General features: G+C 63.6%; 12 protein-coding genes. 9 read left to right on the forward strand and 3 right to left on the reverse strand.

Going from position 1 to position 14,715, the window contains the following annotated elements; translation table 11 throughout:
• The 7 genes from E5W70_RS25030 to E5W70_RS25060 form a co-directional block, all read left to right on the forward strand.
• The coding region (locus E5W70_RS25030) for a transglutaminase family protein (RefSeq protein WP_292663524.1) at positions 1-1,250 on the forward strand (1,250 nt) is incomplete at its 5' end.
• Positions 1,251-1,256: 6 nt separating this feature from the next.
• Complete coding sequence (locus E5W70_RS25035; RefSeq protein WP_292663526.1) at positions 1,257-3,494, forward strand: circularly permuted type 2 ATP-grasp protein; 2,238 nt, start codon at positions 1,257-1,259, stop codon at positions 3,492-3,494.
• A 7-nt stretch (positions 3,495-3,501) separates the two neighbouring features.
• The gene (locus E5W70_RS25040) at positions 3,502-4,386 is read left to right on the forward strand and encodes a transglutaminase family protein (protein ID WP_292663528.1); all 885 of its coding nucleotides are present in this window, start codon (positions 3,502-3,504) and stop codon (positions 4,384-4,386) included.
• A 110-nt stretch (positions 4,387-4,496) separates the two neighbouring features.
• Positions 4,497-5,615, forward strand: a complete 1,119-nt coding sequence (locus tag E5W70_RS25045; protein ID WP_292663530.1) for a DNA topoisomerase IB — start codon at positions 4,497-4,499, stop codon at positions 5,613-5,615.
• Between the two features lie 85 nt (positions 5,616-5,700).
• Positions 5,701-6,075 (forward strand): YciI family protein, encoded by a 375-nt coding sequence (locus E5W70_RS25050; RefSeq protein WP_292663532.1) that lies wholly within the window; start codon positions 5,701-5,703, stop codon positions 6,073-6,075.
• Positions 6,072-7,346: an RNA polymerase sigma factor gene (locus E5W70_RS25055; protein WP_292663533.1), complete on the forward strand. Its 1,275-nt coding sequence runs from the start codon at positions 6,072-6,074 to the stop codon at positions 7,344-7,346. The genes E5W70_RS25050 and E5W70_RS25055 overlap by 4 nt, the downstream gene beginning before the upstream one ends.
• Positions 7,347-7,534: 188 nt before the next feature.
• Positions 7,535-9,046: an aldehyde dehydrogenase family protein gene (locus tag E5W70_RS25060; RefSeq protein WP_292663535.1), complete on the forward strand. Its 1,512-nt coding sequence runs from the start codon at positions 7,535-7,537 to the stop codon at positions 9,044-9,046.
• 59 nt (positions 9,047-9,105) lie between these two features.
• On the opposite strand, the gene E5W70_RS25065 is transcribed toward E5W70_RS25060, so the two are convergent.
• Positions 9,106-9,969 (reverse strand): hypothetical protein, encoded by an 864-nt coding sequence (locus E5W70_RS25065; RefSeq protein ID WP_292663537.1) that lies wholly within the window; start codon positions 9,967-9,969, stop codon positions 9,106-9,108.
• Positions 9,970-10,687: 718 nt separating this feature from the next.
• On the opposite strand from E5W70_RS25065, the gene E5W70_RS25070 reads away from it, so the two are divergent.
• Positions 10,688-11,500 carry a hypothetical protein gene (locus E5W70_RS25070; RefSeq protein ID WP_292663539.1) on the forward strand — a complete coding sequence of 271 codons (813 nt, stop codon included), beginning with the start codon at positions 10,688-10,690 and terminating at the stop codon, positions 11,498-11,500.
• Entirely contained in the window at positions 11,493-12,245 is a 753-nt protein-coding gene (locus E5W70_RS25075; RefSeq protein ID WP_292663541.1) for a metallophosphoesterase, read from the forward strand. The genes E5W70_RS25070 and E5W70_RS25075 overlap by 8 nt, the downstream gene beginning before the upstream one ends.
• Before the next feature lie 322 nt (positions 12,246-12,567).
• On the opposite strand, the gene E5W70_RS25080 is transcribed toward E5W70_RS25075, so the two are convergent.
• Positions 12,568-14,181, reverse strand: coding sequence for a DHA2 family efflux MFS transporter permease subunit (locus E5W70_RS25080; RefSeq protein ID WP_292663543.1), 1,614 nt, complete (start codon positions 14,179-14,181; stop codon positions 12,568-12,570).
• A partial coding sequence (locus E5W70_RS25085; protein ID WP_292663544.1) for an HlyD family secretion protein occupies positions 14,178-14,715 on the reverse strand: 538 nt, incomplete at its 5' end. The genes E5W70_RS25085 and E5W70_RS25080, both read right to left, overlap by 4 nt.

The following is a 14,715-nucleotide window of genomic DNA, read 5'->3' on the forward strand; positions in this document are numbered from 1 at the left end:
TCTACGAAGAGGCGCGAAAGACGCGGCTTGGTGCCGACAAGTTCATGATCGACGGCCGCCACACCGGTACCGGCGGCGGCAACCATGTTGTCGTCGGCGGCGCAACGCCCAATGACAGTCCGTTCCTGCGCCGCCCCGACCTGTTGAAAAGCCTGGTGCTGCAATGGCAGCGGCATCCGTCGCTGTCCTATCTGTTCTCCGGCCTGTTCATCGGCCCGACCAGCCAGGCGCCGCGCTTCGACGAGGCGCGCCACGATTCGCTCTACGAACTCGAAATCGCGATGGCGCAGGTGCCACATCCCGACAAGGGCGCGGCACCCCTGCCGTGGCTGATCGACCGGCTGTTCCGCAACCTTCTGACCGACGTGACGGGCAATACCCATCGCTCGGAAATCTGCATCGACAAGCTGTTTTCGCCGGACGGGCCGACCGGCCGGCTCGGGCTGGTCGAATTCCGCGGCTTCGAGATGCCGCCCAACGCGCGCATGAGCCTGGCGCAGCAATTGCTGGTGCGCGCCATCATCGCCCGGGCCTGGAAGAACCCGCTCGACGGCCGCTTCGTGCGCTGGGGCATCTCGCTGCACGACCGTTTCATGCTGCCGCATTATGTCTGGGCGGATTTTCTCGATGTGCTGGACGACCTCAAGCTGAACGGCTTCGTATTCCGTCCCGAATGGTTCGACGCCCAGCTCGAATTTCGCTTCCCGTTCTGCGGCGAGGTCCAGCATGCCGGCATCAAGCTGGAGCTCAGGCAGGCGCTCGAGCCGTGGCATGTGATGGGCGAGCAAGGCGCGATCGGCGGCACCGTACGCTTTGTCGATTCCTCCGTCGAAAGGCTGCAGGTGAAGACCGAGGGGCTCAACCCCGAGCGTCACGCCGTCGTCTGCAACGGTCGCGTCGTTCCGATGAAGGTGACCGACAACCGCGAGATCGCGGTGGCCGGCGTGCGCTTCAAGGCCTGGCAGCCGGCGTCGGGCCTGCATCCGGCGCTACCGGTCAACACCCCGCTGGTCTTCGACATCTATGACCGCTGGTCGGGCCGCGCGGTCGGCGGCTGCGTCTATCATGTGGCACACCCCGGCGGGCGCAGCTACGACACGTTCCCGGTCAACGGCAACGAAGCGGAGGCGCGGCGGCTCGCCCGCTTCGAGCCGCGTGGCCATACGCCGTCCAGCTATGTGCTGCGCAACGAAGAAGCCTCTGAAGATTTCCCGATGACCCTTGACCTTCGGCGGCCGCAAAGACTCTGATCAGCCATGGCGAAGGGGAATCACAAAAGGCTGCGCAGCAAGCCGCAGACCCACAGTCTGCTGGAGCACTACCAGCCGATCGACGGCGTCGTCGACGAGATGGTCGATGCGTCTGGCAATCCGCGGCCGGCCTGGCGGCACTTCATCGAGGCGCTGGAGGACCTGGGTCCGGAAAAGCTTGCCCAGCGCTTCGCCCGCGCCGACCAGTACCTGCGCGACGCCGGCGTCTATTACCGCGTCTATGACAAGGCCGGCGCCAATGAGCGGGAATGGCCGCTGGCGCATGTGCCGCTGCTGATCGAGGAGCAGGAATGGGCTGACATCAGCGCTGGCCTGGTCCAGCGTGCCGATCTGTTCGAGGAGACCATCGCCGACATTTACGGGCCGAACCGGCTGGTCGAGAAAGGCATTCTGCCGGCCGGATTGATCGCGGCCAGCCCCGAATATTTGCGGCCGGTCGTCGGCACCAGGCCGGCCAGCGGCCATTTCCTGCATTTCTGCGCCTTCGAGCTCGGCCGTGGCCCGGATGGCCGCTGGTGGGTGCTTGGCGACCGCACACAGGCGCCGTCGGGCGCCGGCTTTGCACTGGAAAACCGCGTTGCCACCACAAGGGCGCTGTCCGACATTTACGGCGAGATGCATGTGCACCGCCTGGCCGGTTTCTTCCGCCGTTTTCGCGATGCGCTGATCGGTATGGCCAAGCAAGCCGGCGGCCGTGTCGCCATCCTGACGCCGGGACCGCTGAACGAAACCTATTACGAACATGCCTATATCGCCCGCTATCTCGGCATCATGCTGCTCGAGGGCGAGGACCTGACTGTCTCGGGCGGCAGGCTGATGGTGCGCACGGTTTCGGGGCTGATGCCGGTCAGCGTCTTGTGGCGGCGGCGCAACGAGGAACTGCTGCTGCCGACGGTCGCGACATGGTGGTGCGGGCAGGAGACGGAGCGCGAGCATGTGCTCGCCAATATCGACCGCATGGTGATCGGCCCGGCATTGTCGACGCGGCTTGCCTTCGAGGACGACGGCTCGACCAGGCTCGGGTCAGCGCTGTCGGTCGAGGAACGGGCCGAACTCGTCGCCCGGATCGAACAGGACGGCGGCGACTTTGTCGGCCAGGAAGCGGTGACGCTGTCGACCACGCCCGTCTATGTCGGCGGCTGGCTGGAGCCGCGGCCGGCAAGCCTGCGCGTCTATCTGGCGCGGACGCCGGAAGGATGGACGGTGATGCCGGGCGGTTTTGCGCGTGTCGGCTTTTCGCTCGACCCGACGGCCATCGCCATGCAGCGCGGCGGCCAGGCGGCGGATGTCTGGGTGGTCAGCGACAGGCCGGTGGAGCGCGAGACACTGCTGCCACAGGAGCACGACAGCTTTACCCGAACCTTGCCAGGCAGCCTGCCCAGCCGCTCAGCGGAAAACCTGACATGGCTTGGCCGCTATATCGAGCGGTCGGAAGACACGGTGCGCATCCTGCGCGCCTACCACGTGCGGCTGGCCGAGACATCCGATCCCGAGATGCCGCTGCTCGCCGATATCAGGGACTATCTCGCGCCGTTCGGCATCGACGTCGAGACGGCAATCCCATTGGCGCTCATCGGCACCCTGGACAGCGCCGTCTACAGTGCCGGACAGATCCGCGACCGCTTCTCGCCCGATGGCTGGCTGGCATTGAAGGATCTGTCGAAGACCATCCATCAATTTGCCGCGACAGTGGCGCCGGGCGACGACGCGACAAGGGCAATGACGGTCATCCTGCGCAAGCTGGCCGGGTTTTCCGGCCTGCTGCACGAGAACATGTACCGCTTTGCCGGCTGGCGTTTCCTGGAAATCGGCCGCAGGCTCGAACGCGGCATCCAGATCGCCCGCACGCTCGCCCGGCTGACCAGAGCCCAGGCGCCGGAAGGCGCGCTCGACATGATGCTGGAGATCGGCGACAGTGTCATGACCCACCGTCGGCAATATCCGGTGCAGGCGGGACGGCGCACGGTGGTCGACCTTCTGGCGCTCGATCCGCTCAACCCGCGCTCAATCCTTTTCCAGCTCGAACGGCTGAAGGCAGAAATCGCGCTGCTGCCCGCTGTCGGCGCCGAAGGCCATATGTCGCCGGCGGCCAAGGAAATCCTGCAGCTCAACACGTCGATCGCCATCAAGGAGCCTTCGGACATGACGGCCAAGGCGCTCGGCGATCTCGCCAATGAAATCGGCGGGCTCTACAACAGCCTCGCCAAAGCCTATTTCGGGTAGAGACGGCATGCTCTACGACATCAGGCTTCACCTGCGTTACGACTATGATGCGGCGGCCGGCGGCGGCCGCCATCAGGTCCGCGTGTTGCCGCCGACCATCCCTGGCGTGCAGCGCGTCATCGCCGCTTCACTGTCTTTTGTGCCGGCGCCCAGCGAACGTTCCGATTTTTCCGACTTTTTCGGCAACAGTGTCACCTCGATCGCCTTTCGTGACGCGCATGATGCGCTCGACATCAGGATGAGCGCGCGTGTGTCGGTATCGCGGCCGGAGCCCGGGCTCGACGTATCGCCGGACATACGCCGGCTGAAAGAAGAACTCGGCGCAGTGCACTCGCTGGCGCCGGCTTCGCCGCATCACTTTCTGGCCGCCAGCGATCACGCCGGCATCGACGCGGCAATCACCGCCTATGCGAAAGACAGTGCCGGCAGTTCGACGGTCGGCACGGCCATGGCTCTGTGCAACCGCATTCACCGCGATTTCACCTATGACGGCGAGGCGACCACCGTGCAGACGCGGGCCAGCGACGCCTTCGGCCTGAAGCGCGGCGTCTGCCAGGATTTTTCCCACATCATGATCGCCGGCCTGCGCGGCCTCGGCATTCCTGCAGGCTATGTCAGCGGGTTCCTGCGCACCATTCCGCCGCGCGGGAAGCCGCGGCTCGAAGGCGCCGACGCCATGCACGCCTGGGTCAAGGTGTGGTGCGGGCGCGATGCCGGCTGGCAGGAATTCGATCCGACCAACGGCATGCGGGCAAGCAACGATCATATCACGGTAGGCTACGGCCGCGACTACTCCGATGTGGCGCCGATCGTCGGCGTGCTGAAAACCACGGGCGGACAGGTCGGCGAGCAAGCGGTCGACGTCATTCCGGTCGTGCTCGAAAAGGCATGACGACTCACGTCTTCGTTGCCCGGCGACGTCGATAGGCTGTCCTAGTATCAAGAGGCGGTGGAACCCGCAGCCAGCAAGCGGCTTATCTACGGAAATTCCGTGGAGAGGACATGCTGGACAAATCCGGGTCGTCGTCTGGCCGATCGGCTGTGAGGAAAGCTGCACCAAGGAACGGGGTGCCGCAGAACGGAGCGCTGGAGAATGGCGCGCAAGCCTCGGCCGTTCGGGCCTCGCTCAACTATATCACCGACACTGAACCCGGTATTCGCCGGCTGCGTTCGGGCAAGGGGTTCTCGTACAAAGGACCCGACGGGCGGATTGTCGACGGGGAGGCGCTGGCACGCATCAAGGTGCTTGCCATTCCGCCGGCCTGGACGGATGTCTGGATCTCGCCGGATGCTGACGGTCACATCCAGGCGACCGGTCGGGACCAGCGCGGCCGCAAACAATACCGCTATCACCCGCAATGGGCGGAGGAGCGCGACGGGGTCAAATATTCGAGCCTGATCGCCTTCGCCGAGAGCCTGCTCGAACTGCGGCGGCAGATCGACGTCGATCTGCGCCGTCACGGCCTGCCGCTGGAACGCGTCGTTGCGGCCATCGTCTGGCTGCTCGACAACACGATGATCCGTGTCGGCAATGCCGCCTATGCCCGCGACAACAAGAGTTTTGGGCTGACCACGCTGCGTGACCGCCATGTCGACATCAAGGGCTCGAGCCTGCGCTTTGCCTTCATCGGCAAATCCGGCAAGGAATGGAGATTGAAGCTTGTCGATCGCCGGATTGCCAAGGTCGTGCGTGGAGCGCAGGACCTGCCGGGGCAAAAACTGTTCCAGTATCTCGACGAGGATGGAAACAGGCGTCCGGTGCGCTCAGACGACGTCAACCGCTATATCAGGGAGAACGCCGGAGCGGAGTTCAGCTCCAAGCACTTCAGAACCTGGGGCGGCACCATTCATGCCGCGTCGCTGTTTGCCCAAACCGAACGTCCCGAAAGCCAGGCGCAACAAAAGCGGGCGATGAACAGCGTCATCGACAAGGTTGCCGAGCGGCTTGGCAACACACGCGCGGTTTGTCGCCAATGCTACATCCATCCGGAAGTCTTCCGCGCCTGGTCCGAAGGACGGCTGCTCGACGAAATGGCGGATGCCAACAAAGGGAAACGGTCGATCGCCGGGCTCGACAACGAGGAAGCCTTGGTCTTGAGATGGCTGAAGGCGAGGGAATGACGCCGGACCGGAGCGTATTTTTTTGTCGACGCCATGTCGGCATCGGTCCTAGTGTTTCGTCCTTTGATAAAGAAAAGGACGACCCATGCTCTACGCGATCCTCTGCTATGCCTCTGAAGATGTCGTTTGCTCCTGGAGCAAGGAGCAGGACGATGCCGTCATGGAAAAGCTTATCGGTGTGCAGGAAAAATATGCCCAGGCCGGCCGGCTTGGCCCGGTGGCGCGGCTCTTGCCGACGACCGCGGCGACGACGCTGAGGAAGGTCAAGGGCGAATCGATCGTCATCGACGGCCCGTTTGCCGAAACCAAGGAACAGTTCCTCGGCTTCTACACGCTCGAATGCGCCGACCTCGATGAGGCCGTCGACTTCGCGCGCGAGCTTTCCGAGGTCAACCCGAGCGGCGGCTCCTACGAAATCCGGCCGGTCTCGCTCTTCAATCCCGCCAAGGTTTCCGCATGACCGAACTCGCCTGGATCAGCACGGCAATCAGCACCGCTCGCCCGCAGGCGATGGGGGCATTGCTGCGCTACTTCCGCGACCTCGACGCGGCGGAGGAAGCATTCCAGGACGCCTGCCTGAGGGCACTGAACAACTGGCCGAAAAACGGTCCTCCGCGCGATCCGGCAGCCTGGCTGATCTTCGTCGGCCGCAACAGCGGCATCGATGCGGTGCGCAAGCGCGCCAAGCAGGCGCCGCTGCCGGACGAGGACCAGATCTCCGATCTGGAGGATGCCGAGAGCGACGTCGCCGAGCGGCTGGACGGGGCGCATTACCGCGACGATATTTTGCGGCTGCTGTTTATCTGCTGCCATCCCGACCTGCCGGCCACGCAGCAGATCGCGGTGGCGTTACGCATCGTCTCCGGCCTGACGGTCAAGCAGATCGCCCGCGCCTTCCTCGTCGGTGAAAGCGCCATGGAGCAGCGTATCACGCGCGCCAAGGCGCGCATCGCCGACGCCGGGGTGCCGTTCGAGACGCCGGGAGCGGTCGAGCGCTCCGAACGGCTCGCCGCCGTCGCCGCCATGGTCTACCTGATCTTCAACGAAGGCTATTCCAGCAACAGCGGCGAGGCTTCGGCGCGTGCGCCGCTTTGCGAAGAGGCGATCCGGCTGGCCCGCCTGCTGCTCAGGCTGTTCCAGACCGAGCCGGAGATCATGGGGCTGACGGCGCTGTTGCTGCTGCAGCATGCACGCTCGCCGGCCCGCTTCGACGAGAACGGCGAGATCGTGCTGCTCGAAGACCAGGACCGCAGCCTGTGGAGCCGCAAGATGATCGATGAAGGCCTGGCGCTGGTCGATAAGGCGTTGCGCCATCGCAAGCCCGGTCCCTACCAGGTGCAAGCGGCGATCGCCGCACTGCATGCGCGGGCGGAAAAGCCTGAGGATACGGACTGGAACGAGATCGACCTGCTCTACGGCCTGCTCGAGCAGATGCAGCCGTCGCCGGTGGTGACGCTCAACCGCGCCGTGGCGGTCTCCAAGGTGCGTGGACCGGAAGCCGCACTCGCCATGATCGAGCCGCTGGAAGGAAGGCTTTCCGGCTATTTCCATTTCTTCGGCCTCAAGGGCGGACTGCTGATGCAGCTTGGCCGCGGCGAGGAGGCGCGCGTCGCTTTCGACCGCGCCATCGCGCTTGCCAATACGGCCGCCGAGGCAGCGCATATCCGCATGCATATCGACCGGCTGATGAAAGAAAGCGCCGTGCGGGAAACCGCCAAGACGGCACACTGATTCGCTCTATCTGGCTGGTTCAACAGTCGGACGCCGGCTTGGACCATGCCGGGGTGGTGATTTCTCCCTGAAACGCGTAATGCCACGCCATAACAGCGCCTGGTGTGCCGACCGGCAGGGAGCGGGTATGGCGCAAGGCTTGGACCGACGCCATATGAGCGACGGGATATGAAAGGGACGAAACGAAAATGACAATTGCGAAGGAAACGGCCGGGCTTCTGGCGAAACTGGGCGTTGCCGAGGCCGCGCTTACGGGCGGCGACCTCATCGTGCGAAGCCCGGTGACCGGCGAGCAGATCGCCGCGCTGAAGACCATCTCGCCGGCCGATGCGGCAACGACCATCGTCGATGCCCACAAGGCTTTCCTGGCGTGGCGGCAGGTGCCGGCTCCCAAGCGTGGCGAACTGGTACGGCTGCTCGGCGAGGAATTGCGCACACACAAGGCCGAGCTTGGCCGGTTGGTGTCGATCGAAGTCGGCAAGATCCCGTCCGAGGGTCTAGGCGAAGTGCAGGAGATGATCGACATCTGCGATTTCGCCGTCGGTCTTTCGCGGCAACTGTACGGCCTGACCATCGCCACCGAGCGTCCCGGCCATCGCATGATGGAAACCTGGCATCCGCTCGGCGTCGTCGGCGTCATTTCGGCCTTCAACTTTCCGGTGGCGGTGTGGTCGTGGAACGCAGCGCTTGCGCTGGTCTGCGGCGACGCGGTGGTGTGGAAGCCGTCGGAGAAGACGCCGCTGACGGCGCTCGCCTGCGAAGCGATCTTCAAGCGCGCGGCAAAGCGTTTCGGCGATGCGCCGGAAGGGCTGGCGCCGGTGCTGATCGGCGATCGCGCCGTCGGCGAGATCCTGGTCGATCATCCGAAGGTGCCGCTGGTCTCGGCCACCGGCTCGACGCGCATGGGCAGGGATGTCGGACCACGGCTGGCGAAGCGCTTTGCCCGTGCCGTGCTGGAGCTCGGCGGCAACAATGCCGGCATCGTCTGCCCAACGGCCGATCTCGACATGGCGCTCCGCGCCATCGCCTTCGGCGCCATGGGCACGGCCGGCCAGCGCTGCACGACGCTCAGGCGCCTGTTCGTGCATGAGAGCGTCTACGACCAACTCGTTCCGCGCCTGAAGAAGGCTTATGAGAGCGTCTCGGTCGGCAATCCGCTGGAGATAAGCGCTCTGATCGGCCCGCTGATCGACAAGGCTGCCTACGAGAACATGCAGAAGGCGCTGGAGGAGTCGGCTTCGCGTGGCGGTAAGATAACCGGCGGAATACGGGTCGAGAACGGCCATCCCGAGGCCTACTATGTGCGTCCGGCGCTGGTCGAAATGCCGCGGCAGGTTTCGCCGGTGACGGAGGAGACGTTTGCGCCCATCCTCTATGTGATGAAATATTCGGACTTCGACACCGTGCTAGAAGAACACAATGCGGTGGGAGCGGGGCTGTCATCGTCGATCTTCACCCGCGACCTGCAGGAATCCGAGCGCTTCCTCGGCGTCGACGGGTCGGACTGCGGCATCGCCAACGTCAATATAGGCACGTCAGGGGCCGAGATCGGCGGTGCCTTCGGTGGCGAGAAGGAGACCGGCGGCGGCCGCGAGAGCGGCTCCGATGCCTGGAAGGCCTATATGCGGCGTGCCACCAATACGGTGAACTACTCCAAGGCGCTGCCGCTTGCGCAGGGCGTGTCGTTCGATATCGATTGAAATGCCAGACCGCCGTCGCGGCGGCGCCAAAGCCGCCACGACGGCTTTCGGCTCATCGTTCAGCTTGCGTCGGAAGATACAACACAGTTGTCGAAAGCTGTATCGATGATGGCGAGCTTGACCGCCTGGGCGGTCATGTATTCCTGATAGAACTCGCTCGACACCCACATGACCGAATGACCGCGCTGGCCCAGCCAGCCGATGCTGCCAAGTTCCTCGGCATCGCGCAATTTGCGTGACAGGTGGGTCCGGGAAAGCTTGAGCCAGGTCGCGAAATCTCCGATTGAGACGACACCGGTCGGAATTCGGTCCAGGTCGGCATGATCGGGATCGACGCCGGACATCAGCCAATCCATGACGATGCCGCCATTGTCGAGCCAGGTGAACAAGGAAAAAGTCTGTCTTGGCTCGCGCACGGCATGCGACGAAAGCAGGCCGTCGGCCACCAGCGGCTGCAGTTCGGCGAGCACGTCCGGATATGCGACGAATGCAGCCAGTCGAGATCCATTGTCCAGGCTGTCCAGCGTTTTCAGATGCGCCATGACCCAGCCGGCAACCGTCTCCAGAGTGCCCGCGGTCGGCTCAAAGGGGCGGATGCGCCCATATTTAATCGGCAGATGCCGGATGAAACCGTAATGCAGCATCTCCTTCAGGAAGGCATCGGCGGTGTTGCGGCTGGCCACCGAATGCCGGCAGATGCCGTCCATGAACCGTGTAGACGTAAGTCCCTTGCGATGATCGTCCGGCTCTCGATCGAAATACAAGGCAAGCCCGATATGGGCCATCAGCCAGCGTTGTTGCGTGGCGAATACGGAAGCCAGCCGCGGGTTCGCTTCATAGGTCTGGAGCAGCGTCCGCGACTGAGCCTGGACATGGCGACGCAATGCCGGATGGCCGGCAATGTCTTCAGAAACCAGCGCCATCCCCGCCGAGCCCAACCAAATTTGCAACTGGAAATGCCGGTAACAATTTCAGCCTTCGCGGGCCGTGTCCAGAGCCGGCGCATCAGGATACGAGCTGAATCCCGCCGGCTAGTAGCTGAATTCCGCGACTTGGTCGCCGAGAACCCTGGTCTCGCGAGCGCCAATGCCGCACGAGGCTAGCCTGCTCGAACCCATAAATGGTGGCTTCGCCTGGCCGGCCCGTGCTTCCCAACGGCGACGCGGAACCAACACCAGTTTTGCTCGTTGAAGAACGCTGATTGGACCGAGACAAAGAGGAACTACAAAATGGAGAATGGCCTTTTTGCCACGCCGCCTGCGGCTTTCCGGAAAACAGAGTCGGTCTGGCCACGTGCGCTCAAGTGGCTGCTGCGCCGGGTGCGCAGCGCCTCCGACAGCTCGGGAACCATGTTGAAGCCAATCCTTTCCGAACTCGAGGATGATAGCGGGCCTACTCCGCCTCGACGCGCTTGAGGCTGACCGCGCTGCGATCTTGACGTCAAAAATGACCGCTCACATGTCTTTTTAGGGCCGCCGCCGCGGCCGACTGCCATGACCGCTTCGAAGGCCTGCCGCGGCGGCGTGTCCACCTGATGCGGAAGGCAAGAGCGGCAGTGGCGCGCAGCGGTGGGAACCATCGGGCGTGCTTGGCTATTAGATACAGGCGGCTGCTGGTCTGCCGGGCCAGGAACCATTGCTTATGATCATCAATCCCCCACCGGAAAGCGCTATCCCGGCATCCGTTCCGTCGGTCGATCCAAAAGCCGCCCCGACGCCTCGCAATGCCGAAGCGGAGGTCTTTTATATCGAAGCGATCCGCGAGCTTGTCGCGACCGGCATCCCCTTTCTCGTCGCCGGCACCTATGCCGTAAGCGCCTATACCGGGATCATCCGCCCGACCAAGGATCTCGACATTTTCTGCAAGGCCGGCGACTGCCCGCGCATCCTCGCCCATTTCAAGCAGATCGGCTACGCCGTCGTGGTCGAGGACGACCGGTGGCTCGGCAAAGTGTTCAAGGGGACGCATTTTTTCGACGTCATTTTCGCCTCAATGAACGGCACAATGCCGGTCGACGACCAGTGGCTGGAGCACGCCCGTCAGGGCGAATTGCTGGGCAGCCAGGTGCGGATCATCGGTCCCACCGAGCTTGTCTGGTCCAAATGTTTCATCCAGGACCGCGGCCGCCACGATGGCGCCGACGTTTCGCACACCATCCTCAAGACGCACGACCAGATCGACTGGCAAAGGCTGCTTTCCTACATGGAAGTTCATTGGGAAGTTCTCCTGATGCATCTCTTGAACTTCCGATGGATCTATCCGTCGGAGCGGGGCCGCGTACCCGCCTGGCTGCTCGACGAGCTGCTTGACCGGCTGGCCAAGCAGCGCGAATTGCCACCTTCCCGGATGAAAATCTGCCGTGGGCGCATGCTTTCACGAACCGACTATGAGATCGACGTCAAGGAATGGGGCTTTGCCGACGTCGGCGGTGAAGGAGAACATAGCAATGGCTGACGAGCTCGAAACTGCCTCGGCAAAGGTGGAAAACGGCAGCACGCTCAAGATCGCCGCCATTGGCGATCTGCATGTCGGCAAGGAGGACCAGGCCTCGTACCGCGATCTTTTCGGCGAGATGTCGCGTGAAGCCCAGGTTCTCGTGCTGACGGGCGACCTTACCAATCTCGGCAAGCCTCGGGAGGCCGAAATCCTTGCCGAGGAACTGCGTGCTTGCACGATCCCGGTCGTCGCCGTACTTGGCAACCACGACTATGAGTCAGGCGCCGTCGACCAGGTCACCGACATTCTGCGCCAGGCGGGCATTCACCTGCTCGACGGCGAGGCGACAGAGATTCACGAGGTCGGGTTCGTTGGGGTCAAGGGTTTCGTTGGCGGTTTTGGATCGCGCATGCTCGGCTCCTTCGGCGAACCAGCGATCAAGTCAATGGTGGCGGAAAGCGTGAACGAAGCGATGCGGCTTGAAAACGCGATGCGGCAGGTCCGCGCCAAACGCACGCTTGTCGTTCTGCACTACGCGCCTGTCGTCGAGACGGTCGAAGGCGAGCCGCTGGAGATATTCCCGTTTCTCGGTTCGTCACGCCTGGCCGAGACAATAGACCGGTTCCAGGTCAGCGCGGTGGTGCATGGTCATGCGCATCGCGGCGCCTATGAGGGCCGCACGCCGGGCGGGGCGCCGGTCTATAACGTTGCCATGCATGTCGCCAAGCCGACCGGCCGTCCCTACGCCATGCTCGAAATCTGACAGGCGCCGCCACCTGGCACAAGCAATCGGCCGACACGCTGCAGAGCGATCACGGTAACTGCCGGCTGAAAGACATCCGCTTCGGCGGAATATCGTTTTCATCCGGATTGGGAATGGGGTCCTCGTCGGGGAGCCTGTCGGGGTCCGGCTCACGCACGGGCTTGGGATCGGGGATGGGAGGCGGCGGTACCGGGGTCGGTGTTGGCTCGGGTGTGGGAATAGTGGCCATCGTGATCATCTCCTCTTGGCGCAGAACAACGCAATGGGTCAGCTGGTTCCCGGCTTCCTCGTTTTTGAAAACCACACGGTCGCACTTGGCCGGTCAGCCCATTTCGGGATTCGGCTGGCTGCCGCCCGACTTGCTTGACCGCAGCAGCAGCGCCAGCGGAACAAGCAGGGCGGTTGCCACCGCGCAGTAGCGGAAGACATCGACATAGGCGAGCAACGTGGCCTGGCGGGCGATCAACTGGCCGAGCCAGCCGATCGCCTGCTGCTTCGCCTCGACCAGCGGCGAACCATGGGCGACGAAATGCTCGGTCGCCTGCCGAAGCACCTGCTGATAGGCGGGCGACGATTGCACGGTGCGGCCGACCAGGTTCGATTGGTGGATCTGGGAGCTTTGCGCGATGACGGTATTGGACAGCGACACGCCGATGCTGCCGCCAATATTGCGCGCAACGTTGATCAGCGCCGATGCCTGGTTGGTCTTCTGCGGGGGCAGGCCGACATAGGCCGCGGTTGAAATGGGAATGAACAAGAACGGCAGCCCGACCATCAGGAAGACACGGGCAAAGGCAAAGAAGCGGAAGCTGGCGTCCGGGGTGAGGGAGGTCATGTGCCAAAGGGCCACTGCGACCACCGACATGCCCATCATGATCAAGTATTTGGGCTGCACGATGCTGCCTACAAATCCAGACACCGGCATCAAGATCAGCATTGCGATGCCGCCCGGCATCATCGAAAGGCCCGAGAGCGTCGCGGTGTAGGCAAATGTCGTCTGCTGCAGCTGCGGCACGATCTGGGTGGTGCTGAACAGGATAGCACCGACCGCCATCATGACCAGGAAGGCCGTACCGAACTGGCGCGTGAACAACAGGCGCATGTCGACGACCGGATCGCTGCGACTGATTTCCCATGGGATAAGCAGCAGGAACGCGATTGCGGAAATCACCGCGAAAGTGGTGATGAAACTCGAGGCGAACCAATCGTAGCGCTGGCCCCGGTCGAGGAAGATCTCCAGGCATCCCAAGGCTATCGCCACCAGGACGAACCCGACCCCGTCTATCTTCAGGCCGCCTTTCAGCCGTTCCTTGCGTTCGCGTTCGAGTATGTCCGGTTCGACCAACAGCCATTGCACCAGCGCCAGCGACAGGATGCCGAACGGCACGTTGATGAAGAAGATCCAGTGCCAGGAGAAATGGTCCGTCAGCCAGCCGCCGATCGTCGGCCCGACCGTCGGTGCGACGATGACGGCAATGCCGTAAAGCGCGAAGGCTTGCGAGCGCTTTTCAGGCGGAAAGGTGTCGGCAAGGATCGATTGCTCGCTTGGCGCCATGCCGCCGCCGCCGAGGCCCTGAAGGACCCTGAACAGGATGAGCAGTTCCAGGTTGGGCGCCAGTCCGCACAGCAGCGACGCGACGGTGAAGGTCGCCACGCAGAGCATGTAATAGCGCTTGCGGCCGATGACGCTTGCCAGCCAGCCGCTGACCGGGATGATTACCGAGTTGGCAACGAGATAGGTGGTAATCACCCAGGTGCTTTCGTCCATTCCGGCAGCCAGGCTGCCGGCGATGTTGCGCAGGGCGACATTGGCGATCGAAGTGTCCAGCACCAGCATGAAAGTGGCGATGGAGACGACGACGGCGATGAGCCAGGGATTGTGTGTCCCGGCGGCGGATCGGCTTTCGCCCTGATTTCTGGCGGTTTCGCCGCTCATCGCACCTTGACCGTCGGCACCACCGACAGGCCCGGGCCGAGAAGCACATCCGGCGGCTTGTCGAAGACGATCTTGACCGGCACGCGCTGCACCACCTTGACGTAATTGCCGGTGGCATTTTCGGCCGGCAGCAGGCTGAAGGCGGTGCCGCTGCCGGCCTGGATGCTGTCGACGCGGCCATGGAAGGACTTGTCCGGGTAGGCGTCGATGTCGATGTCGACCGGCTGTCCCTGCCGCATCAGGTCGAGCTGCGTCTCCTTGAAGTTGGCCTTCACCCAGACCTCGTCGGGAACGAACATCATCAATACCTGGCCGGGTTGGGCGTAGGTGCCGTCAGCGGCCGAAATGCTCGTTGCCCGCCCGGCTGCGGGTGCCGTGATGGTCGTGCGTGACAGCGTCGTGCGGGCCTGCTCCTGGCTGGCCTTGGCCTGCTCGAGCTGCGCCTCGGCGCTCCTGGCCTGCGCCTGCAAGACCGAAACCTGGCTTTTTGCCGAGGCGACATTGGCCTCGGCGCTGTCCAGCGCGGCCTGATCC

Source organism: Mesorhizobium sp. (assembly GCF_005063415.1).
In the GTDB taxonomy this organism is placed as follows: Bacteria; Pseudomonadota; Alphaproteobacteria; order Rhizobiales; family Rhizobiaceae; genus Mesorhizobium.

What these genes read in the sequence shown, in the direction of transcription:
- E5W70_RS25065 (WP_292663537.1), bottom strand. Translation starts at nt 9,969, where the DNA reads ATGGCGCTGGTTTCTGAAGACATTGCCGGCCATCCGGCATTGCGTCGC.
- E5W70_RS25040 (WP_292663528.1), top strand. Translation starts at nt 3,502, where the DNA reads ATGCTCTACGACATCAGGCTTCACCTGCGTTACGACTATGATGCGGCG.
- E5W70_RS25045 (WP_292663530.1), top strand. Translation starts at nt 4,497, where the DNA reads ATGCTGGACAAATCCGGGTCGTCGTCTGGCCGATCGGCTGTGAGGAAA.
- E5W70_RS25060 (WP_292663535.1), top strand. Translation starts at nt 7,535, where the DNA reads ATGACAATTGCGAAGGAAACGGCCGGGCTTCTGGCGAAACTGGGCGTT.
- E5W70_RS25070 (WP_292663539.1), top strand. Translation starts at nt 10,688, where the DNA reads ATGATCATCAATCCCCCACCGGAAAGCGCTATCCCGGCATCCGTTCCG.
- E5W70_RS25075 (WP_292663541.1), top strand. Translation starts at nt 11,493, where the DNA reads ATGGCTGACGAGCTCGAAACTGCCTCGGCAAAGGTGGAAAACGGCAGC.
- E5W70_RS25035 (WP_292663526.1), top strand. Translation starts at nt 1,257, where the DNA reads ATGGCGAAGGGGAATCACAAAAGGCTGCGCAGCAAGCCGCAGACCCAC.
- E5W70_RS25080 (WP_292663543.1), bottom strand. Translation starts at nt 14,181, where the DNA reads ATGAGCGGCGAAACCGCCAGAAATCAGGGCGAAAGCCGATCCGCCGCC.
- E5W70_RS25055 (WP_292663533.1), top strand. Translation starts at nt 6,072, where the DNA reads ATGACCGAACTCGCCTGGATCAGCACGGCAATCAGCACCGCTCGCCCG.
- E5W70_RS25050 (WP_292663532.1), top strand. Translation starts at nt 5,701, where the DNA reads ATGCTCTACGCGATCCTCTGCTATGCCTCTGAAGATGTCGTTTGCTCC.